The following is a 23,269-nucleotide window of genomic DNA, read 5'->3' as shown; positions in this document are numbered from 1 at the left end:
CCGTATGACCCGCCCGATAGCCCTGTTGTTGTGCATTACGCTGTTGCTAGGCGCGTGCCGATCCGATAAAAAGGATCAGAAATTGTTCGAACTGCTCTCCGGGGACGATACGGGCATTCATTTCAATAATCGCCTGCATGAGAGCGACCAGCTGAATATCCTTACCTACGAATATTTCTACAATGGCGGCGGGGTAGGTGCGGGCGACATCAATAACGACGGCCTCACGGACCTGATCTTCACCGGTAATATGACCGACAGCCGGTTGTATTTGAACCAGACCAAAGATCAATTCATTCATTTCGAGGATATTACCGTAAGTTCCGGCATTCAGGTGCCCGATGGATGGGCGCGCGGCGTGGCGATGGTGGATATCAATGCGGATGGTTACCTCGACATTTACATTTGCCGGGCAGGCCCGGCAAATGCGGGGGCGCTACCTAACCTGCTGTTTATCAATCAAAAGAATAATACATTTAAAGAAGAAGCGAAAGCCTACGGCCTCGACTACGCGGGCAATACCACGCAGGCGGCTTTCTTCGATTACGACCACGACGGCGATCTGGACGCTTACCTGGTTACGAATGTGATGAACATGCGCGGCCCGAACAACATCCGCCAGAAAGTCAGCGACGGCTCTTCGCCCAACGCCGACCGCCTTTTCCGAAACAACGGCAATGGTACTTTCACGGACGTATCGCGCGAATCGGGTATCCTCGAAGAAGGTTACGGGCTGGGCATTGCCGTGACGGACGTCAACAACGACGGCTGGCTGGATGTGTACATTTCCAATGATTACGTGTCGAACGACCTGCTCTACATTAATCAGCAGAACGGTACCTTTAAAAACCAAATAGCATCTTATTTCAAACACCAAAGTTACTCGGCAATGGGTAACGACGCGGCCGATATCGACAACGACGGCCTGGTGGATTTCGTCACCGTGGATATGCTGCCCGAAGACCCCGTGCGGCGGAAAAATATGTTCGGGCTGATGAATTACGACCGGCATTTGTCGGAGCTGCGGATGGGCTACGAGCCGCAGTTCATGCGAAATACGTTGCAGCACAATGCCGGCAATGCACCGGGAACGCAACAGCCCGTTTTCAGCGAGATAGGCCGGTATGCAGGCGTGGAGGCCACCGATTGGAGCTGGGGCGCATTGTTTGCCGATTATGATAACGACGGCTTCCGCGACCTGATGATCACCAACGGCTACCCGAAAGACATTACCAACCGCGATTTTGTGATTTACCGCATGGCCGAGCACGAAATGCAGATGCGCACAGGCAACAACCGCCGACTGGTGGAAGCATTGAAAAAAGTGGAAGGTGCTCACGTGCCCAACTACCTTTTTTCCAACAATCACGACCTCACCTTCACTAACAAATCAGCCGATTGGGGTTTTGATATTCCCTCATTCTCCAACGGCGCGGTGTACGCCGACCTTGATAACGACGGCGATCTGGACGTGGTCATAAATAATATCGACACAGAGGCATTTGTGTATGCCAATCATTCGGAACGCAAGCCGGAAATGCATTCGCTGATGGTCAAACTGAAAGGTCCGCCATTGAACCGCGATGGTTTTGGTGCTAAAATCCGCATCTGGACGCCACAGGGCATTCAGTATGCCGAGCATTCGCCGTACCGTGGTTACCAATCGACAACGGAAACCCGCCGCCTGCATTTTGGCCTGGGTAATGCTGCGCGCGCGGATAGCCTGGAAATCGTGTGGCCGGATGCACGGGTGCAGGTTTTGAAAAATGTACAAGCAGGACAGCCCATTGAGCTGGATTATGCCGGGTCGGCCGTTCCGAACCGCCATGCCGGCGTTTCACCAATGCCGCTGTTTGAGACTTTCAAAGGCATTGATTTTCAGCACCAAGACGATCTTTACATTGATTTTAAAATACAGCCGTTACTTCCGCATTTGCTTTCCCAAAACGGGCCGGGCGTGTCCGTGGGCGATGTGAATGGCGATGGTATGGACGATTTTTACGTCGGCGGGGCCTTCAACCAGCCGGGCCGCGTTTTTGTCCAGGACAATCAGCAGCATTTCAGTTCTAAAGCATTGGTAAGCGGGCAGAAATACGAAGAGGATATGGGCTCGCTCTTCTTCGATGCGGACGGGGACGGCGATCCCGATCTGTATGTCGTGAGTGGCAGCAACGAGTTCGAAGCCGGTTCGCCGTACTACCAGGACCGGCTGTATACGAATGACGGAAAAGGGAATTTTAAGCTGAATACCAATGCATTGCCGCCACTAACCGCCAGCGGCTCGACGGTCAACGCGGCCGATTACGACCGCGATGGCGACCTGGATCTTTTCGTAGGCGGCCGTCTTGCGCCCGGCGCTTATCCGATGCCCGGCGAGAGTTATATTCTGCGTAATGATGGCGGCCGGTTCACTAACGTCACGCCGCAGGTTTGCGCCGGAATAGGGCAGATAGGTATGGTAACCAGTGCATTATGGACGGATTTCGACCAGGATGGTTGGGTAGACCTCATCGTGGCCGGAGAATGGATGCCCATTGTGTTTTTCAAAAATAATAAAGGCAAACTCGTTAACGTCGGCGCGCAAACAGGCTTGAAAAACACGACGGGTTGGTGGAATAGCATTGTTTCCGGCGATTTTGACGAGGACGGCGACATAGATTACGTTCTCGGAAACGTAGGCTTGAATGCGGAAGGCAAACCCTCGAAAGACAAACCGCTCACGCTGCTCGCAAAGGATTTCGACCACAGCGGCACGATGGACCCAGTGATCGCCCGCTACATCGGCAACGATCTATACCCCACACATCCCCGCGACGAAATGACCAGCCAGATGAATTTCTTAAAAAAGCGCTTCGTCTACTACGCCGATTATTCCAAAGCCAAAATCACGGACGTTTTCAAACCCGAAGAACTGAAAGACGCCCGCAAGCTGATATGCGAAACAATGCACTCGGTGATGCTCGAAAACAAGGGTAATGGAAAGTTTGCATTGAAATTCCTTCCGTCTGCCGCCCAAATGGGCCCTGTCTACGGCCTGTTAGCCCAGGATTTCAACCACGATGGCCATCTGGATCTGCTGCTATCGGGCAACAGTCACGCTACCGAGTCGATCAGCGGGCGGCTGGATGGTTTGAATGGGTTGTTACTGTCCGGGAATGGCAAAGGCGGGTTCAAGCCGCTCGATCCAGCCACGAGCGGCATTCTGATACCGGGCGATGCCAAAGGAATGGCGCGGTTGGAGCTCGTTAGTGGTGGTTCTATGGTTCTGGCCGCGCAGAACAACGGGCCATTGCTGGCATTTACCGGGGCTGCGTCTCCGGAAACGGTGCATATCAAACCAATGGCGCAGGATTTGACATTCATTGCCAGTTATGCGGACGGCCGTTCGAAGCGTTTTGAACTGGCTTATGGTTCGGGCTATTTGTCGCAATCGGGCAGGAGTGTGGCATTGCCGCGCGTGGGGTTGACGAAGGTAGAGATCAGGGACTTCCGCGGGCGTTCGCGAGCGGTAGGGTTTTAGATGCCGCTACGTGTAACGACATCCAAAACCAACATAGTCCCTACCAGACAAACGTCCCAACCGACCCGGCTTTCAGGCTGACACTCATCGCCTTGCCTCCATCCCGGATCGAAAACTTCTTCTCGGCATCCGAATCGTTCAATACAATCAAAACCTTCTTGCCGTCCGGCGTAGCGAACGCGACGTTTGGTAATTTTTCATCGGCATTTGTTCCAATCAATGCGCCCGATTCGATCCGCACCGATCCCGGTCGTACAAACCTGGACGCGTGCGCGACCACGTAATATGCTGCGTTGCGCGTGACTTTGTCGCCGTTGACTGTCACGCCGCCCAGGCAGCGGTCGCAGCCGCCGCGGTCGGTGAAAGGACGGTTTTGCGGGTTGCTCGTTAGGTTCCATTCGAGCACGGTGCGGGCCCAGTTGCGCGTCGCGCCGATGGTCAGTTTCTTAATGTGATCGGGGAAATCGCGCTCGAATTTGCCTGGCGCGCCCATCCATTGCTCGGTGAAATAAAGAGCCCGGTCGGGATGGGCGTCGTGAACTTTGGATAACGCGTCGATCGTACCGCCGTAAAGATGGAATGCGGAGCCATTGACATACTTTTTCGCCTCCGGGTCGTCGAGGATCGAGATCGGGTATTCGGGTTTGTCCGCATTATGGTCGTACACAATGATTTTAGTACCGGTTCCGGCCTTTTCAAATGCGGGGCCCAGGTGGTTTTTGACAAAAACAGCCTGGTCTTTTGCCACCATCAGCAGGCTGGGGTTGTTGCCCGGATGCAGCGGCTCGTTTTGTACGGTAATGGCATCGATGCGAATGCCCTCTTTCTTCATGTCCTGCACATAGCGCACGAGGTATTTGGCGTAAGCATCGTACCACTCCGGTTTGAGGCTCCCGCCGCGGGTGTCGCCATTGTCCTTCATCCATACCGGCGGCGACCAGGGCGAGCCGAGGATTTTCAGTTCAGGATTAATGGCGAGGATCTCTTTCAGCACCGGTATCACATCCTTGCGGTCGGGGCCGAGGTCGAAATGCTGCAAGTCCGGGTCGGTCTGGCCCTGGGGGATGTCATCGTAGGAAAAGACCTTTTCATTTAAATCGGACGCGCCGATACTCACACGCAGGTAGGCCATACCGATACCGTTTCCTGCCGTTGAGAAAAGTTCTTTCAGCAATGCGGTACGGGCCGCTTTGGACATGCCCAGCAAGTGCCCGGCGCTGCCGCCCGTTAGCGTGAATCCGAATCCGTCGATTTCCTGAAACTTCTTTTTCGCATCGATATGGATCACGGTCGCTTCGGAAGCCGTCGCTTTTTGCAGCGTCAAGGCAGGCTGTTGCCGGAACAGCACCGATTTGTCCGTATTCGTGAGCCAGAACGCGACCTTCCCTTTTTGAGCCGTTGCGAGCTGGGAAGCGAACAGGCAGATGACCAGTAGGAATGCGGATTTAGGAATTGAAATTTTCATGCGGTAATGGTTAGTGTTCACGACCTGCCGGCTCATGAACCTGTAATGTTGAAATACACTGAAAATAATGTAATATATTGCGAGTTCAAATGTAGGGCAACCTGCACAACTTTGTGCATCAGGGGCTACTACATTACTACAACAACCTGACAAAATTGCGAAATAATTGCCCTGACGCGGTTGTTTACTACGTCAATTCCCTCATCGGTGTACTGCATATGCGTAACAGGACATGCGCGGCATTTCTGCTGCTCGTGACTCTATTTATTCCCTGCCTGCACGCGCAGAATACGATCGGTTTGCCCGAAGTCGTCAACTATTCCAAGCAGCTCTACCACGCCGGAACGCAGAACTGGGCCATCCGCCAGGGGCGCACCGGCGTCATGTATTTTGCCAATAACGAAGGGCTCCTCACCTTCGACGGTATCTACTGGCGCACCTATCCGCTGCCGAATAAAACGAAAGTGCGCTCGCTGGAAATAGGGCCGGATAACCGCATCTACATCGGCGGTGAAAACGAGTTCGGCTACTTCACACCCGACGAGCGGGGCGCATTGCATTACGTCTCACTGCGCAGCCTCGTGCACGAGCGCGACCGCGGTTTCGCCGACATCTGGAACGTGGCCGTACTGAACGGCGCTGTGTTTTTCAGGGCATCCAACCGTATTTTCGTGTATGAAGACAATGCCATCACGGTGTTCAGCGGCGGTTCGCACTGGCGGTTCCTCGGGGTGGCAAATAGCATGGCAGTGGCTCAGGACGCCGTAAGCGGCCTTCTCCGGTACGACAATGGCCGCTGGATGCCCTGGATCACCGGGGGCGACCTGCCGGCCGAATATCTTACCACGGCATTACTTCCTGTCGATAAGGAAGCGGCCCTGCTCGTCACAATGGACGCCGGCATTTTCCGCCTCGCGGGCGAGCGGGCAACGCGCCTGCAATCCGCATTCATCGACCAGGTCAGAACGGAGCGTATTTACGCTGCCACGCGGGTGAACGACGAGCTGATTGCCCTCGCTACAAGCCTTGGCGGCTGCTATATTGTGACGAATGAAGGCAAATTCGTCCACCGTTTCGCCCGTCCCGACGGCTTGCAGAACAACAACGTGCTCAGCGTCTTCCGAGATCGTGACAAAAACCTCTGGCTCGGCCTCGACAACGGCATCGACTTCATTGCCTACGACAATGCAATCAAAACCATGTACCCCGCAGCGGCCAAGGACGAGGCTGGCTACGCATCGGTGATCCATCAGGGCAGGTTGTACGTTGGTACTTCCAATGGCCTCTATGCCGTACCGGTGGGGCAATTCGGGGATCTCAGCTATGTGAAAGGCACGTTCACTGCCGTGGCGCATTCGCGGGGGCAGGTGTGGGGCCTCGCGGAGATCAACGGAAAGCTGCTGATGGCGCATCACGAGGGTATTTTCGAGGTGGAAGGTAACGCGGCAAGGCAGGTCGTGAAGCGAAACGGCTTCTGGGGCTTTTTGCCGCTTTCTCGCATTTACCCGGTCAGAAAAGTGGCGGTAGGCAATTACAATGGCGTGAATTTTCTCGAATACGATGGCCAGGCATTCAAGCCGACAGGTTCGGTGCAGGGGTTTGATGTAGCCTCGCGCTTCCTGTGTACCGATGTGCGCGAGGAAAATGTGATCTGGACGTCGCATCCCTACCGCGGGGTTTACAAGCTCACGCTGGCGGATAACGGACAATCGCAGTCGCGCCTGTACACGCATAAGGACGGCCTGCCGCTTTCATTGAACCACAATTACATTTACAAGGTCAAAAACAAGATCCTCGTCGCAACGGAGAAGGGCATTTATGAATACAATGCCGGCACCGACCGCTTTCAGTCTTCTGTTTATTACAATGGCATCTTCAAAGGCCTTGGAGTGCGCTACCTCAAAGAGGACCAGACGGGTAATGTGTGGTTTGTGCGTGGAAAAGAACTGGGCGTTGTAGATATGACCAGCGGCAGTCCGAAAATTATTTTCCTGCCCGAAATCAATCACAAAATGGTTTCAGGCTTCGAATACATTCACCCTTTGAACGAAGAAAATATCCTCATAGGCGGTGAAAAGGGCATTTACCATATCAATTACAAAAAATACAAGCAGCACAAGAGCCATATCGATGTACAGGTACGTGCCATGCGCTCGACCGGCAAAGCCGATACGCTGCTTTTCGGCGGCTATTTCGGGGAGGTAAACGATGTGAAGAAGCAATCCGAAGAGCAGGTGCCGCACGTCGCCAACCGCCTGAATTCGGTCAGTTTCGAGTTTTCGTCGACACTTTTTAGTCAACAGTCGAGCATCGAATATGCGTATTTCCTGGAAGGGTTTGATAACAACTGGTCCAACTGGTCGGCACGGAGCTCGAAGGAATACACGCACTTGCCACCGGGGCAATATACCTTCAAAGTGAAGGCGCGGAACAATTTCGGGAGCGAGTCGGAGGTAGCGGGGTATTCGTTTGTGATCCTTCCGCCGTGGTACCAGACGATCTGGGCCTACCTCGGCTATGGCGTGCTGGTGCTCGGGATGGCCTGGTTGTTTTATAAATGGCAGGAAAAACGCTTCCTACGTCAGCAGGAGCAGCATTTGCAAGAACAAAAACGCCTGCAATACCTCCACCAGCTCGAATTGGAGAAGAGCGAAAAAGAGATTATCAAGTTGAAAAACGAGAAGCTGGAAGCTGAAATCCTGCACAAAAATACCGACCTGGCTACCTCCGCCATGCATTTGGTACAAAAAGCGGAGCTCCTTTCGAAACTCAAAAGCGACCTTGTGAAAATCACCAGGAGCGCGGAGGACGACAAGATCAACGACGACCTTAAAAAGATGATCAAGGTCGTGGCCGACGAAAACAAGGTCGATAAGGATTGGGGGCAGTTTTCCAGACATTTCGACAGCGTGCACAGCAACTTCCTCATCGCCTTGAAGGAGAAATACCCTAACCTGACGGCCAATGAGCTGAAAATGAGCGCTTATTTGCGGATGAATTTGTCCAGTAAGGAAATTGCCCAGCTTATGAACATTTCGCTGAGAGGGGTGGAGGTGAGCCGGTACCGCCTGCGGAAGAAGTTGCAGCTGCCTACCGAGGTGAATATGTTCAATTTCTTCCTCGGCTTCCATTTCGACGAGTCAAAAGAAAAGGCTTAGAGCAATGCTCCAAGCCTTTCTGATCTGGGTACGGAACACGCTACCTGGTCCCGCCCCATTCTTTACTCTGCTCGATTTTCGTGTTTTCCAGTTCCAGCAATGGGATCGGAAGAATTTCATGCTTACCGGCTACAAACCCTTTCGGTCCGAGCACGGCCGGCGCATCGCCCCAGCGTACAAGGTCCATCCATCGGTGGCCTTCGCCCGCGAGTTCGAGACGACGTTCTTTTTTGATGTTTTCGAATGTGGCCGCTACCGGTTTCAGGCCCACACGTGCGCGCACGGCATTCAGGAGCGCGGCCGCACGGGTCAGGTCGCCTGAGCCGCGTACGAGGGCTTCGGCTTCCAGCAAATAGGTGTCGGCCAGGCGGGTATCATACATATTTTGCGGGAAATTCAGCTCCGGGGCGCCGGCGCCCGTCCAGCGGTCGGATTGGCGGCCTGCGAATTTTTCGAGGAAATAGCCGGTGTTCATGTAACCTTTTTCGTAGCTCGCCGCGCCCGCTTTTTCCAGGCTGTCCAGGTTCGCGATCGTCGGTTTGTAGCGCGGGTCGTTGTGGATCGCTTCGAACAGCGATGGCGTCACCGGCAGGAAGCTCCAACCCGAAACGTAGTCCGGCGCCGCGTCCGACTTGCGGTTGTAGCCGCGCGGACCGGTAATGATGTTCATCACATTACCTTCCGTACACGACACGCAGTTCCATCCGCCGGCGGAAGTATTGGTATACGACAATTCGAAAATCGACTCGCTGTTGAACTTGTTCTTCGTCTTGAACAGGTCGCCGAAATTAGCCAGCAGCTTGTAGCCGTAAGTGTTGGTGCCGCCCGGCGTACCATTCACTTTTGCCAGCTCCTGCGCCGCCTGCGCGAACTTGTTCTGGTATAAATAAACCTTACCCAAAATCGCGTGCGCCGCGCCCTGGCCTACGCGTCCGCCTTCCGTTGCAACATTGATAGTAACCGGTAAATCAGCGACCGACTCCGATAGATCCTTCTCGATTTGCGCATAAACCTCGGCCGGAGCAGCCTGTACCACGTCGTACATTTCCTGCGTGGAAATGGTGCGGGTAAAAAGCGGCACGTTTTTGAACAACCGCACGAGCTCGAAATAGAAGTAGCCGCGGAGGAATTTCGCTTCCGCCGTATACCGTTTTTTCAGGGTTTCATCCATCGGCACCGCAGGGAGTTTTTCGAGAATGGCATTCGTGCGGAATACGCCCGAGAAGCCCTTTCTCCATAATTCCCCCTGTGGTCCGGTGGTCGGGTTTAGGGTATAGTTGGAAATGACCTGAAAATCCATGATGTCGCTCGGACCGCCGCCGCCCGCATAATGGTCGTCGGAAGCCGCGTTCATGGTGGCAATGGTGGAAACGTATCCGTTACCCTGCCAGCCTACCACGTCGTAGGCCGCCACGAGTCCGTTGAACGCCTCTTCCTGGTTACGGTAATAGTTCGCTTCGAGGTTCAGCCCCCTGGGTTTTACTTCCAGGAAGCTGTCGGAGCAGGACATGAGTTGCAAACCGGCGGTAAAGGCCAGCGCAGTCACGATTTTGTTATATCTCAATTTCATATTAGTCGTATTAATCAATTAAAAACCAATGTTCAACCCTACCATGAAGCTGCGCGCCTGCGGGTAAATGCCCTTGTCGATGCTCAGCACGCTGCCGCCGATTTCCGGGTCGTAGCCCGTGTATTTGGTGATCGTGAACAGGTTCTGGCTCATGACATACACCCGCGCCTTCTTCATGGCCACTTTGCTGATGACCGAGTTCGGAAGCGAGTAACCGATTTGAAGGGTTTTCAACCGGAAGAAGTCGCCCTTTTCCAGGTAGAAGCTCGACGGGTTCTGGAAGTTTTTGTTCGGGTCGCCGTTCACGATGCGGGGGAAGGTGGTGGAAGTGCCCGGGCCTGTCCAGTGGTCGAGGGCGTCGGTTTGCCAGTTTGCATTGGCGATATCGAGGCGGCGGAGGCCCTGGAAGATCTGGTTACCCGCCACGCCCTGGCCGAATACCACGATGTCGAATCCTTTGTAGCCTGCATTCAAAGTCAAGCCGTAGTTCCATTTCGGGGTAGGGTTGCCGATGAACGTGCGGTCGGTTTCAGTGATCACACCGTCGCCATTCAGGTCCTGCCATTTGAAATCGCCCGGCTTCGCATTCGGCTGGATTTTCTTACCGCTGGATGAGACATGCGAATCCACTTCTTCCTGCGTCTGGAAAATACCTTCGTTGACATATCCGAAGAACGAGCCGATCGGCTGGCCTACCTGCGTACGCGTGATCGGTGGAGCGCCCTGGAAGCTCGCGCCGCCCGAAAGGTATTGCACGCCGTTTCCGAGGTTGGTCACTTCGTTTTTAATGTAGGAAACGTTTCCGTTCACGGAGAAGTCAACCTGGCCGAGGCGCTTGCGGAAGCCGAGTTCGAGTTCCACACCGGTATTTTCCATGTCGGCAATGTTCGCCGCAGGGTTTGAAATAGCCCCCACATAACCCGGGATGCGCGGGTTTTGCAGAATGTCCTTTGTCGCTTTCTTAAACCATTCGAATGTCACATTCACATTGTTGAAAATCGTCGCGTCGAAACCGATGTTCGTCTGGCTGGTTTGTTCCCATTTCAAATCCGGGTTCGCTGGCGCATTGGGGCTGTACCCGATAATATAGCTGCCGGATGTTCCGATGGTGTAGTTACGGCCGCTGCCGATCGTCGACAGGTACGCAAAGTCGCCGATACCGTCGTTACCCACCACGCCATAGCCGCCGCGGAATTTCAGGAAGTTGACCGCATTGCTGGTCGGGAAAAATGCCTCGCGCGAGAGTACCCAGCCGAGCGAGAACGACGGGAAGATGCCGTACTTGTGGTTGGAGCCGAAGCGGGAAGAACCGTCGCGGCGGACTAGTGCCTGTACCAGGTATTTTTCGTCGAAATCGTAGTTCAAACGGGCGAAAAGCGAGCTCACGGTATGTCTGGCGCCTTCGGAGCCATCGGAATTGCGCTGGTCGGCCGGCACTTTGAAGTTCAGCGAAGCGTCGTCGAAGTTGTCGACCGGTACGTTGAAGAACGTCACGCTCGTCATTCTCGTGTTATTATCCAGGTAAGCGCCCTGGCCGAGCAGCACATTCACATTATGCAGCCCGAACCCGCGGGTGTAGGAAATGGTGTTTTCCAAATTGTAGTCCAGCCGGCGGTTGTTGGTACGGTTGAAGCTCGTTTGCGAAGTCACGGAAGCCGCGTTCAGCCAGGAAATAGGGGTGAAGCTCTCTGAGCCCCAGAATGCCAGCTTGCTGCCGAGGGTCGATTTCAATTGCAGGCCTTTGATCGGCTCCGCCATCAGGTAGGCATTGCCCACGATGTTGTCTGACCAGCCGTAATTGCCGAGACGGTTCTGTATATACGCCAGCGGGTTGCTCATTTCCTGGCCCACCGCCTGCGAAATGCCGTAAGGGTTGCCGTTCGCGTCGCGGCGGATGCCTTTGTTGGTGTAAGGCGCCGCGCTTGCCACCGCGGGATCGGTGATTACCGCCGGGGTAATAGGGTCGAGGTTGATCGCCGAACTCAGCGGACCGCCGAATTCGCTGTTGGTATTGCCGAGCCCTACCGACTTGTCGTGCGCATAACCCAGGTTTTGGCCGAATGTGAGCCATTTGGCCAGTTTGTGTTCCGAGTTCAGACGGATGCTCGTTCTTTTGTATTTCGAAATGTCGGTTGCCACAATACCTTCCTGGTCGAGGTAACCAAATGAAAGATAGAAGGTTGACTTTTCCGAGCCACCACTGATGCTCAGCTCGTGGTTCTGGCGTTTGGCACTGTTGTTGAAAATCAGCGATTGCCAGTCGGTGCCTTTCCCGAATGCGGCCGGATTGGCGTAAGGCGCTGTTTGTCCGGCATTTACAGCCGCTTCATTACGAATGGTCGCATACTGGGTGGCGTCGAGCAGGTCGAGCTTGCGTGCCGGCGCTTGTACGCCCACGTAGCCATTGTAATTCACACGGATACCGCCCGCTTTGCCTTTTTTTGTGGTAACCAAAATAACCCCCGCGGCGGCACGCGCACCGTAAATCGCCTGGGAAGCGGCATCTTTCAGTACTTCAATGGATTCAATGTCCGACTGGTTGAGGTAACCGATGCCTCCGTTGTCAACTACCACGCCGTCAACTACATACAAAGGGTCGTTGTTGTTGAGGGTAGTGACCCCGCGCACCCGCACGGTAGCGGCGGAACCTGGCTGGCCGGAGTTGGCCGCGATCGTCAGACCGGAGGTGCGGCCCTGCAATGCTTCTTCCAGGCGGTTGATAGGCATCGATTGCAGGTCGGAGGCCTTCACGCTCGAAATGGCGCCCGTCACGACGCTTTTTTTCTGCGCGCCGTAACCTACCACGACCACCTCGTTCAGGTTGTCGGTCGATTCCTCTAATTCAAAATTGATTTCGGACTGGTTACCGACGGGGAATTTCTGGGTGATCATCCCGATGAAACTCGCTACGAGGACGGAGTTGGGCTGCACCTCAATCGAGTAGTTACCGCTGGCATCGGTAATGGTCGCAAAATTGGTGCCTTCGACTACCACGGTAGCGCCCACCAGCTCTTCGCCCCTCGTTTTGACCGTCACCCTGCCTTTCACGACACGGCTTTGGGCGAGGGCGGTCTGTACGAGGCCACATAGCATTAGCACACTACATAATAGTACAAGTTTTTTGCTCATATAGGTTTGGTATTAAAAATTAGTAGATCCGGCAAATGACCTTTGCCCAATTAATTATTGAAAAAGTAATACTTGTGTACTGCCGACAAAGGTATGGGCACAATAGGGCCGGGAGGTAGCAATGCATTACTACATTACTACCTCATATTGCACAAGTGAAATGTTTTCACGGAAAAATCACCCCTACATTACTACTACAATGCAGGGGTAGGTGGTTGTTTATTGACAAAAAGTAGGAGGATTTTGACTTTTTATCCTGCTGGAATTTCCATTTTGGCAATTACTTCTTCGAGGTCGATACCTTTGCCCAAAACGGGTTTGAAGAGGTCGCCCTCGCGTTGTATCCGCTCGATCGCATTGTAAATCGTGAAATCTTTCAGCTGAAGTCCCTTCCTGACCTCGTCCCAGTGCAGGGGCATCGATACCGTCGCGCCGGGCTTCGGGCGAACGGAGTAAGGCGCGGCCAGGGTGGCTTTCGGGCGGTTTTGCAGGTAATCGATGTAGAGCTTGCCCTTACGGTTTTTAGTCATACGCTCCACGCTGGTGAAATCGGGGAGCTGGTGTTGTACCTGCCCGGCCACCCATTCGGCAAAGAGCTGGCATTGGTCGTAGCTGTATTTCGCGCCGAGCGGAATGTAAATGTGCAGGCCGGTGGAGCCGGAAGTTTTGCAATAGGCGGGTACGGCCAGCGAATCGAGCAGGCTTTTAATGGCCCGGGCGGTTTCGATCACTTGTTCGAAAGTGTTGGTCGTGTCGGGGTCGAGGTCCAGCAGGCACCAGTCCGGATTGTCGGGTGTTTCGATGCGGCTGTTCCAGGGGTTCACATCGATGGCGCCGAGGTTGGCCATGTAAAGCAATGCGGCCTCGTCGTTGCACAGCATGAAGTTTTTAAGTTCGCCTTCGGAGGTGTAGGGCGTCGTTTCGATCCAGCCGGGGACTTTGCCGGTGACGTCTTTCTGGTAAAAGCTCTTGCCTTTAATGCCGTTGGGGAAGCGGTTGAGCGACAGCGGCCGGTTTTCGAGGTAAGGTAAAATGAATGGGGCTACCTGGTAATAGTAGTTGATCAGCTCGCGTTTCTGAATCTTGTCGTCGGGCCAGTAGAGCTTGCCCAGGTTCGAAAACTTGACCTCGTGCCCGTTGATTTTCCGCACCTGCGTCTCTTCTTTCGGGTTCAGTAGCGTTTTTCGTTTGGCCTTGCCGGGTTTTTTAATGATTGTCTGTGAATCGTCGTTCGCTTCATCGACGACCTCTTCCGCCGGCTTTTCCAGTTCTCGTACCACGTCTTTCGCCGATTTGTCCTCCCGCATTCCTTCGAACGACGGGTGCCTGAACACGCCATCGGCCGTGATTTCGGTAAAACTGATCTCGCATACCAGCTTCGGTTTCAGCCAGGTTGCATTCGCGTGGGGCGGGTTCGGGCGGAAGCGCGAGGGTTTGTTGTAATCAGGCGTCTCTTTGAACGGGCTGTTTTTCGTAATCAGGGGCTTGAAGAGCGCGAGCATTTCCTTTTGCTGCTTTTCTTTAAAACCGGTCCCAACCTTGCCTGCGTAACGAAGTTCGCCGTTTTCGTAAGCCGCCAATAGCAATGCACTGAACAGCTTGGAAGAGCCCTCGTTCAAGGTATAACCAGCAATAATGACTTCCTGCCGTTTGTTGATCTTGACTTTCAGCCAATCGCGCGTGCGCAGGCCGGGATAGTATTCGCTGTCGGACTTTTTGGCGATAATGCCTTCGAGCCCCATTTTCTGGGCTGCTTCAAAGAATGCATGGCCGTCCGCCTCGACGCTGTAACCCAGCTGTACGGGACTTTTTTCGTCGACAATGCTTTGCAGAATGGCTTTTCGCTCGGTTAATGGTAAGTGGATGAGGCTTTTGCCTTCGAACCATAGTATGTCGAATGCATAGTATACCAGCTCGCCATCGGCCTCGCTGCGCCAGTTCTGCAACGCATTGAAATCCGAAAGACCCTTGTCGTTGATCACGACGATCTCTCCATCGATCACCGCGTTGATTTTCCAGTCGGTCAGTTGCTGGTAAATGGGGTAAAATTTGTCGTTGAACGACTTCCGGTTCCGCGATTGCAGGCTCACTTCGCCCTTGTTCAGGTAAGCCAATGCCCTGTAACCGTCCCATTTAACCTCGTATTCCCACCCCGGATCGTCGAAAGGGCCGTCTACGAGCGTGGCGAGCATGGGTTGAAGGTCATCGGGGAACTTTTGCTTTTTCGCTTTTTTCAGAATTGCCGGTACGTTTACGTCCGGGCTTTTTTTTTCAGCCGCTGCGTCCTCCGCCGGATCTTTGGCTTCGGTTTCGGATGCTTTCGGTTTAGCGGCAGCTTTGGTACCGCTGCTTTTCGAAGGTTTCTTTTCTTCGTGATTGCTTTCCCAGACCGCATCACCGTCCTTTTCGATACCTGCCAGCGTCCGGCGCGAGACTGCCGACCGGTCTTTTTCCGTAATGTCGTCCTCCGACGCGAATTTGTCGCGGTGCTTGATGAGCAGCCAGGCATTTTCTGCCATGCCGCTGGTTTTGACCAACGCATATTCGCCCTTTACTTTTTTACCGTTGAGCCGCACTTTAACCGATCCTGCACGCAGCTCCTTTTGCAGCAGTTTCTCCTGCGCTTTTTTACCCTTAACCTCCTTTAATTTTCCATCCACCTCTTCCAGCGGCTCGTACGTGCCGAAATCCCATACCATTACCGTCCCGGCCCCGTAGTTTCCTTCGGGAATAGTGCCTTCGAAATCCTTGTAATCGTACGGGTGGTCCTCGACCATCATCGCCAGCCGCTTTACCGATGGGTCCGTAGACGGGCCTTTGGGGACGGCCCAGCTTTTAAGCACGCCATCCACTTCCAGCCTGAAATCGTAATGCAGGCGGCTTGCGTCGTGCTTCTGGATCACAAAAATGAGCTGATCTTTCGCGGCTTTGCCGCCCTTAGGTTCCGGTGTTTTATCAAACTTCCGTTTTTCGTTGTATTTGCTAAGGCTCATGATTGAATGATTGAATGTCTGGATGATCGAATGGTTGAATGGGGCTGAGAAATAATCACTTATTCAAAATTATTTCAGCTAACGGCTTCCTGGATTTTCATATCGACGAGTTCCTGCAATCTCCTGGCATTGGCTAGTGCGTGGCCTCCCGCGTCGTTATTGAAAAAAGCCCAGATATGGTGCCCGGCATCGGCCCAGGCGGTGAACTTTTCTGCGTAATCGTCGAGTATGTCGTCGGGATAGGGCGAACTGTACAATGACGTGGGCCCGTGAAAGCGCAGGTAAATGTCTTGGGTGGTGACTTCCTCGTGGTAAGGAAAGTTTTCGGCGTGGGTAAATACCAGCGTAAAACCATGCTTTCTCATCAGCCCGACGCTTTCTTCGGAGAACCAGGAAGGGTGCCGGACTTCAAGCGCAAACCGGACGCCGCGGTACAGGTTGGCCTCTTCATAGAACGGCACAGCCACATCTGCATTGAAACGCGAAGTGGCAGGCAATTGTACGAGAACGGGGCCGAGATGCTTTTTGAATTCCCCGAAAACACCGAAAAACCGCTCCAACGGCTCCTGTGGGTCATGGAGTTTTTTCAAATGGCTCAGGTAGCGGCTCATTTTGGGACAAAACAAAAAGCCGTCCGGTACCGACCCTACCCACTTGGCAACGGTTTCGCTCGTAGGGAGTTTGTAAAAGCTATTGTTGATCTCCGAAACGGGGAAATGTCGGGCATAAAATGTCAGGTATTCCGCAGGTTTCACGTCGGCCGGGTAAAAAATCCCTTTCCAATGTTTGTAGCTCCACCCAGAGGTGCCGATGTGTATGTTTTGCTCCACTTTCATTTTCAGTTCGTTGCGGACTGAAAAGAAGCAATAATCATACCGAAGGATAATCAGTGGCGCCCGGGTGGTAATGGGAACGATTTTTGATTTTTTGATCCGAAACAAAACGGAAACTGATGGCAATTATCGATATTCCCGGGGTCGACACCCTGGGCGACCAGGAGGAAACTTTGGGCACTGCCGACGACCTGCGGGAAGAGGTCGTGCTCGACATTATGCAGCAGGAAATTGTGGGCAGCATGGTGAAAATCGAGTTCGAAACTTCGCTTGGGCTATGTACCGGGCACTACTTGTCTACGGAGCTCGGTCATGAGGAAATCAACCTCGAAACGGCCTCGTTCGAGAGGCTGAAACAGCTCTTTCCGGCCTGTAACGGGGCATTTGTGCACCCCGCCAACCGTGATTGGGTAGAGGTGAGCATTGCCGAAAGCATCAGCGGGCTGCCGGAGTACCGGATTTACAGCCGCGTGGTGACGGGCGGTATTGTGTAAAAAGCAGGGAACTTGTTGTTCTTTCGGAAGCTTGCCGCAAAAAAAGCCCGCGCAAATGCCGATTTATTTCGAAATTGGGCGTTTCGACTCACACCATTCCCATTTGCCCCCATGAAGGATATCACCGTCAAAGATCTGCTGGCTGTTGAGGTTTTTAAGGATGTCCCTGAAAACCAGCTGCAATGGATGATCGACCGCAGTTCGCATTATGAATTGCAGGAGGGCGACATGATGATCCGGCCGGGCGAACCGCTCGTGGGCACGCACGTGATCTTCTCGGGGCGCATTGAATTGTACCGGGTCCAGAACAATACGAAGCAGATCATCGCAGATCTGCCGCCGGGTACGGTGACGGGTATCCTGCCGTTTTCGCGGGGGAAAATTGCCATTGCGTACGGGGTATGCCTCGAAACGGCGCAGCTGATGACGTTCCCAAAAGAACTGTTGCGGGAGCTTGTCACTTTGCATTATGAGCTGACGCAGGCGCTCGTGATCGTGATGACGTCGCGGGTGCGGGAGTTTACAGAGCTCGAACAGCAGAATGAGAAGATGATGGCGCTCGGCAAGCTGTCGGCCGGGCTCGCGCATGAGCTCAACAACCCGGCGGCGGCCATTGTCCGCAGTTCGGCTTCGCTGAAAGAGCATTTGCTCATGCAGCCGGACGCATTCAAATCGCTGCTGTCGATCCATTTGTCGCACGAGGAGATCGACCTGATCAACGACAAAATGGTGAGTTTGCTCGCCAAAGCGGAACGGCCTGTACTGTCGATGATGAAACGGTCGGAAAAGGAGGACGCAATTCTCGACTGGCTGGATATGAACAATATCATTGGCTGTGAGGATATTGCCGATAACCTCGTGGAATTCGGGGTTGGCGAGAGCGACCTCGACGAGCTGAAAAGCAGGATCAACCACAAAGACCTGTCGCCCGTGCTGACGTGGATCAATAACAGCCTTACGACCGAGCGCATGGTGGCCGACATCGGGGAAGCATCCAAGCGCATTGCGCAGCTGGTGGGTTCGGTGAAGTCGTTCACGCATATGGACCGCGGGGGCGAGCGCGAGCTGGTGGATATTCATATCGGCATCCGCAACACGCTCATTATCCTCAATTACAAGCTGAAAAAGGGGAATATCAAGGTTACCGAAGATTTCGACCTCACATTGCCGGCCGTGAAAGCGATGGTAGGGGAGCTTAACCAGGTGTGGACGAACCTGATCGACAATGCCGTGGACGCGCTCGAAAACCAGCCAGACCCTGAGATCACCATCATCACGCGCCGGGACAAGGAGTTTGTGAAAGTGACGATCTGCGACAATGGCCCCGGCATTCCGGCGGACATCCGTTCGAAAATTTTCGACCCGTTTTTTACGACGAAATCGGTCGGGAAAGGGACGGGCCTCGGACTGGACGTAGTAAGCCGGATCGTGCGGCAGCACCATGGTACCGTAACGCTGCATTCCAGCCCCGGCCGGACGGAATTTGTGGTATGTTTCCCGTTTAATGGATAATTTTAATTCAACACTTAACAAAAAGCTGCTATGGCTTTGCCCATAATCTTTTCGATTGACGACGATCCGCAGGTACTTCGGGCGATCAGTCGCGACCTGAAATCCCATTACCGTGACAAATACCGGATACTAAGCACTACTTCCGTGGCCGAAGCCATGGAAAGCCTTCTCGAATTGCAGAACCGCGGCGAAGAGGTGGCTATTTTTATTTCCGACCAGCGCATGCCCGAAATGCAGGGCGTCGATTTTTTGCAAAAAGCGATGAAAATGTTCCCGTTCGCAAAACGGGTGCTGCTGACGGCTTATTCGGATACCGAGGCGGCCATCAAGGCGATCAACGATGTGCAGCTGGACTACTACTTAATGAAACCCTGGGACCCGCCGGAGGAAAAATTGTATCCCCCGATCGACGAGCTGCTCCGCGACTGGCAGGGCAACTACCGTCCGGAGTTCAAAGGCATTAAAGTAATAGGTTATCAATTCTCGCCCAAGGCGCACGAAATCAAGGACTTCCTGGCGGGGAATCTGGTGCCTTACCTGTGGTTCGATGCGGAGTCGAACGAAACCGGAAGGCAGATTTCGGAGAACAACAACCTCTGCCCGGTGGACTTTCCGGTGGTGATATTCGAAGACGGCTCGTTGCTGAAAACACCGTCACTGATCGACATCGCGGAGCGTATCGGGCTGAACCCCAAGACGAAGCAGCAGATTTACGACGTCGTGATCATCGGTGCGGGCCCCGCGGGGCTTGCGGCATCGGTATATGGTGCGTCGGAAGGTTTAAGTACTTTATTGATCGAGCGCAAAGCGCCTGGTGGTCAGGCGGGTACGAGCTCGCGCATTGAGAACTACCTCGGCTTCCCGACAGGCCTCAGCGGCTCGGAACTCACGCGCCGGGCCATCACGCAGGCCACGCGGTTCGGTACGGAATTCCTTTCGCCGCAGTTTGTGAAGGAGATTAAATTGAAGGACAAATATAAGACCGTCGTGCTCGGGGACGGCAGCGAAGTGAATGCGAAGGCCGTGGTGATCACGACCGGCGTGGATTACCGGAAGCTGGAAACTGCTGGTATTGAGGAGTTTGCCGGAAAAGGCATCTACTACGGCGCGGCTAGTACCGAAGCGAGCTCGTGCGGTAATAAGGATGTGTATGTGCTGGGCGGAGGCAATTCAGCGGGGCAGGCGGCCATGTATTTGTCCAAATTCGCGCGGAATGTGTACATTTTGATCCGCCGGAACGACCTGACGTCATCGATGTCGTCCTACCTGATCGACCAGATCGCCGGTACCGAGAACATTGCGGTAATGGGCTGCACGGAGATCCTGGAAGCGCAGGGCGGAGATCATCTCGAACACCTGAAACTGGTGGACCTGAACACCAGCGAGGAACGCACGGTGCCGGCGGATGCATTGTTCATCTTCATCGGTGCGAAGCCGTTCACGGAGTGGGTGGGCCTGGAAATCATCAAAAATAAGAAGGGCTTCATCGAAACGGGCCGTGAAATGAAGAATTACGACAATTTCAAAGAAATATGGAAGGTCAATCGCGACCCTTACCTACTCGAAACGAGCTCGCCGGGCATCTTCGCCGCGGGTGACGTGCGTGCGGGCGCAATGAACCGCGTGACGTCGGCGGTGGGCGAGGGATCGATGTCCATCAGTTTTGTTCACCAATATTTAAGCGAGGTATAATGGACCAGGTTTGTAAGCACATTGCCGATATTGCGGAAATCAAAGTCGCGGACGAGCTCGTATGCGAGGAATGCAAGAAGGTCGACGGCTGGTGGGTGCATTTGCGTACCTGCCAGACCTGCGGCGCCACCTTATGCTGCGACAGCTCCCCCGCCAAACACATGACGAAGCATTACCACCATACGGGCCATCCCGTAGCGTCCTCCGCCGAGCCGGGTGAGAAGTGGCTTTGGTGCTATGCGGATGAATCGTTTGTAGAGTATGAATAGTTGAATTTCGTAACTTTACCGCATGATGAAATCCGACAGCATCGAACAATTCTACAAGGATACCGCCCAGCTGATCCCGGAGCCGGTTCAGAAGGAGGTAGGGCACTTTAATATTTTCAAAACGGATGAATTGTACCGGTCGGCGGCGAAAAGCCGGGCCATGCCCTACAACCGGCGGGCTTACTATAAGATCAGCCTCATTATCGGGCGGAACCGGGCAGAATATGCGGATAAAGTCATTGATATAGCGCATAATGCATTGCTTTTCGCGACGCCGCTCATTCCTTACAACTATGTGCCGCAGGACGATAACCAGTCGGGCTTCTTCTGTATCTTCTCCGAGGATTTCCTCACGCAGGACAACAGCGGCGTTCGCCTGCGCGAGCTGCCGGTGTTCAGGCCGGGCGGTAATCCTATTTTTTTCCTGACCGACGGGCAGATCGAGGATATTCAATATATTTTCAGGAAGATGTTCCGGGAAATAGAGTCGGATTACGCTTATAAATACGATTTACTGCGCAACTATGTGATCGAGCTCATCCATTTCGGGCAGAAGTTGCAGCCCGCGACGTCGCTATTTACGGAGCCCAATGCCTACAAACGCGTTTCCTCGCTCTTTATCGAACTGCTGGAAAGGCAGTTCCCGGTGGAGCCGCCGCATCAGAAGCTCTCCCTGCGCTCCGCCAAAGACTATGCCGACCAGCTTTCGATCCACGTCAATTACCTCAATAAGGTTTTAAAGGAAATCACCGGCAAGACCACCACCGAGCTCATTACCGAGCGCATTATCAAGGAATCCAAAATCCTTTTGAAGCATACCGACTGGAATGTGTCCGAGATCGCTTACAGCCTCGGTTTCGAAGAAGCTTCGCATTTCAATAACCTTTTCAAAAAGCATACGACGCTCAGCCCGCGTGCATTCCGGACCTAGATTTGAATTTCGTAAGTTTCGGTTTGATACGTGCAAATGCGGCGGCATTGCGTACGGTACCTTTGTTCCATCAATTTTAAACAACAGAAAGAGATGGAATCCGTAAGTAAAATAGCATTGGTTACCGGCGCTAGCCGTGGTTTAGGAAAAAATATGGCCTTGCGTCTGGCCGAAAAGGGGAACGACGTGATCGTCGTGTACCGCAGCCAGGTGCAGGAAGCGAACGAGGTCGTTTCGGCCATCGAAGCACTGGGGCAGCAGGCGGTCGCTGTTCAGCTGGATACGGCGCACGTAGGCACATTCGACGCGTTTTTCGAGCAGCTAAGGGGTATTTTGCAGGACAAATGGAACCGCTCTTCTTTCGATTTCCTGATCAATAACGCGGGGATCAACCGGCCTTCGGCATTCGGTCAGACCAGCGAGCAGGATTTCGACGAGCTGATGAACGTACATTTCAAAGGCGTGTATTTCCTTTCACAAGCCGCTTTGCCACTAATTGCGAACGGTGGCCGCATTGTCAACCTGTCGACAGGCCTGGCGCGTTTCAGCACGCCTGGTTATGCCGCGTACGCGTCCATGAAAGGCGCGGTCGAAACGCTGACGCGCTACATGGCTAAGGAACTTGGTAGCCGCGGCATCACCGTCAACTCGGTGGCCCCCGGCGCGATCAATACCGATTTCACGTCGTTCGATAACCACCCGGGCGTGGCCGACTTTCTTGCGGGTGTCACGGCGCTTGGCCGCGTGGGCGAGCCGGAGGACATCGGAGGGGTGGTGGCATTTCTCTGCTCGGCCGATGCGCGCTGGATTACCGCGCAACGGATCGAAGTTTCAGGCGGCATGTTCCTGTAAAAAAAATCCGCTGCCGGCTACCGACAGCGGATTCGTACCGCCTGATCACGCAGGGATTATATTTTCTTCCCTGATAATTTCAAATGCACATCGATACCCGGTTTGATGGACGCTTCGTCCGGCAGGCCGGGTTCCGTGGCATAGTTCATACCCCATAATGTGCGGTCGAACTGGGTCAATGCCTCCAATTTGAACGAATCGCCGGTCACCTCGATCCGGGCCGGGAAAGTGACGGGATTACTCTTGCCTAACAGTGTTAAATGGCCTGTCACCTGGTAATTTGCCCCTGAAATCACCCCGGGCTCGCTGCCCGAATAGGGCGAAACGCTCATGATTTCGAAGGTAACGTTCGGGTGGAGCGCCATGTTGAAGAAATCACCGCTTTGCAAATGGTGCACGAGCTGGTGCTTCAATTCATCTGTCGGCAGGTTGAAATTCACGATTGAGGCAAGCGGCAGGGTGAAGGAGCCGCTTTTTACTTTTCCGCCTTCGATCACCAGGCTGTTGCTTTCCACTTCCAGCGAACCCTCATTGAAATAGCCGGTTTTGAGATAACCTTTCCATTCCGCCACCGAAGTTTCGTCGAGGTGGTAGTTCTGGCTGGAAGGGACGTCGTGGTCGGTGCAGGCGGTAAATAGTGTGGCAAGTGTTAACAGTGATAGAAATTGCTTTTTCATGGTCGGATGTTTTTGCATGGCTAATAATGTTTTCGATGCAAAACTAGCCGTCGCTGGCCTGGTGGTGCCTACGCGATCCGGATGAAAACCTACGCGGAACGGATTTTCACAACGGGTACACGACGATGCGGCATTACAGCGGGATTGATATAGGATCAATAATTCTGTTTATTT

The 23,269-nt window shown here is 53.7% G+C and carries 14 protein-coding genes; 8 read left to right on the top strand and 6 right to left on the bottom strand.

The annotated features are described in order from the left end of the window. The first annotated feature begins 4 nt into the window (after positions 1 to 4). Complete coding sequence (locus H144_RS0120105; protein ID WP_019943902.1) at positions 5 to 3,520, top strand: VCBS repeat-containing protein; 3,516 nt, start codon at positions 5 to 7, stop codon at positions 3,518 to 3,520. A gap of 40 nt (positions 3,521 to 3,560) precedes the next feature. On the opposite strand, the gene H144_RS0120100 is transcribed toward H144_RS0120105, so the two are convergent. Next, positions 3,561 to 4,985, bottom strand: a complete 1,425-nt coding sequence (locus H144_RS0120100) for a glycoside hydrolase family 30 protein (RefSeq protein WP_026350858.1) — start codon at positions 4,983 to 4,985, stop codon at positions 3,561 to 3,563. 218 nt (positions 4,986 to 5,203) lie between these two features. Here H144_RS0120100 and H144_RS32285 point away from each other — a divergent pair, with 218 nt between their 5' ends. Beyond that, the gene (locus H144_RS32285; RefSeq protein WP_019943900.1) at positions 5,204 to 8,143 is read left to right on the top strand and encodes a ligand-binding sensor domain-containing protein; all 2,940 of its coding nucleotides are present in this window, start codon (positions 5,204 to 5,206) and stop codon (positions 8,141 to 8,143) included. Between the two features lie 40 nt (positions 8,144 to 8,183). Here H144_RS32285 and H144_RS0120090 read toward each other — a convergent pair whose 3' ends face one another. From H144_RS0120090 to H144_RS0120075, 4 genes are all read right to left on the bottom strand, one after another. Continuing rightward, the gene (locus tag H144_RS0120090) at positions 8,184 to 9,713 is read right to left on the bottom strand and encodes a RagB/SusD family nutrient uptake outer membrane protein (RefSeq protein ID WP_019943899.1); all 1,530 of its coding nucleotides are present in this window, start codon (positions 9,711 to 9,713) and stop codon (positions 8,184 to 8,186) included. 18 nt (positions 9,714 to 9,731) lie between these two features. Beyond that, positions 9,732 to 12,842, bottom strand: coding sequence for a SusC/RagA family TonB-linked outer membrane protein (locus H144_RS0120085; RefSeq protein WP_033402999.1), 3,111 nt, complete (start codon positions 12,840 to 12,842; stop codon positions 9,732 to 9,734). 251 nt (positions 12,843 to 13,093) lie between these two features. Beyond that, positions 13,094 to 15,835 (bottom strand): DNA ligase D, encoded by a 2,742-nt coding sequence (gene ligD, locus H144_RS0120080; protein ID WP_019943897.1) that lies wholly within the window; start codon positions 15,833 to 15,835, stop codon positions 13,094 to 13,096. 74 nt (positions 15,836 to 15,909) lie between these two features. Beyond that, positions 15,910 to 16,671, bottom strand: coding sequence for a DUF72 domain-containing protein (locus H144_RS0120075; protein WP_033403109.1), 762 nt, complete (start codon positions 16,669 to 16,671; stop codon positions 15,910 to 15,912). Between the two features lie 116 nt (positions 16,672 to 16,787). On the opposite strand from H144_RS0120075, the gene H144_RS0120070 reads away from it, so the two are divergent. The 6 genes from H144_RS0120070 to H144_RS0120045 all read left to right on the top strand — a co-directional run bounded on the left by H144_RS0120070 (position 16,788) and on the right by H144_RS0120045 (position 22,418). Next, positions 16,788 to 17,162: a hypothetical protein gene (locus tag H144_RS0120070; RefSeq protein ID WP_019943895.1), complete on the top strand. Its 375-nt coding sequence runs from the start codon at positions 16,788 to 16,790 to the stop codon at positions 17,160 to 17,162. Positions 17,163 to 17,273: 111 nt separating this feature from the next. Next, positions 17,274 to 18,674 carry an ATP-binding protein gene (locus tag H144_RS0120065; RefSeq protein WP_019943894.1) on the top strand — a complete coding sequence of 467 codons (1,401 nt, stop codon included), beginning with the start codon at positions 17,274 to 17,276 and terminating at the stop codon, positions 18,672 to 18,674. Positions 18,675 to 18,704: 30 nt separating this feature from the next. After that, positions 18,705 to 20,366, top strand: a complete 1,662-nt coding sequence (locus H144_RS0120060; protein ID WP_019943893.1) for a response regulator — start codon at positions 18,705 to 18,707, stop codon at positions 20,364 to 20,366. After that, positions 20,366 to 20,635, top strand: a complete 270-nt coding sequence (locus H144_RS0120055; protein WP_019943892.1) for a UBP-type zinc finger domain-containing protein — start codon at positions 20,366 to 20,368, stop codon at positions 20,633 to 20,635. Before H144_RS0120060 ends, H144_RS0120055 begins: the two co-directional genes overlap by 1 nt. 22 nt (positions 20,636 to 20,657) lie before the next feature. Then, entirely contained in the window at positions 20,658 to 21,566 is a 909-nt protein-coding gene (locus tag H144_RS0120050) for a helix-turn-helix domain-containing protein (RefSeq protein ID WP_019943891.1), read from the top strand. 93 nt (positions 21,567 to 21,659) lie between these two features. Then, positions 21,660 to 22,418, top strand: a complete 759-nt coding sequence (locus tag H144_RS0120045; protein ID WP_019943890.1) for an SDR family NAD(P)-dependent oxidoreductase — start codon at positions 21,660 to 21,662, stop codon at positions 22,416 to 22,418. Positions 22,419 to 22,474: 56 nt separating this feature from the next. Here the strand turns inward: H144_RS0120045 and H144_RS0120040 are convergent, their stop codons facing one another. Next, a complete protein-coding gene (locus tag H144_RS0120040) occupies positions 22,475 to 23,095 on the bottom strand; it encodes a YceI family protein (RefSeq protein ID WP_229207950.1) in 621 nt (206 codons plus the stop codon). Positions 23,096 to 23,269 lie beyond the last annotated feature (174 nt).

Source organism: Dyadobacter beijingensis DSM 21582, from assembly GCF_000382205.1.
Classification (GTDB): Bacteria; Bacteroidota; Bacteroidia; order Cytophagales; family Spirosomataceae; genus Dyadobacter; species Dyadobacter beijingensis.
The sequence above is the reverse complement of the archived record's forward strand: the minus strand, read 5'-3'. Positions and strand labels throughout refer to the sequence as shown.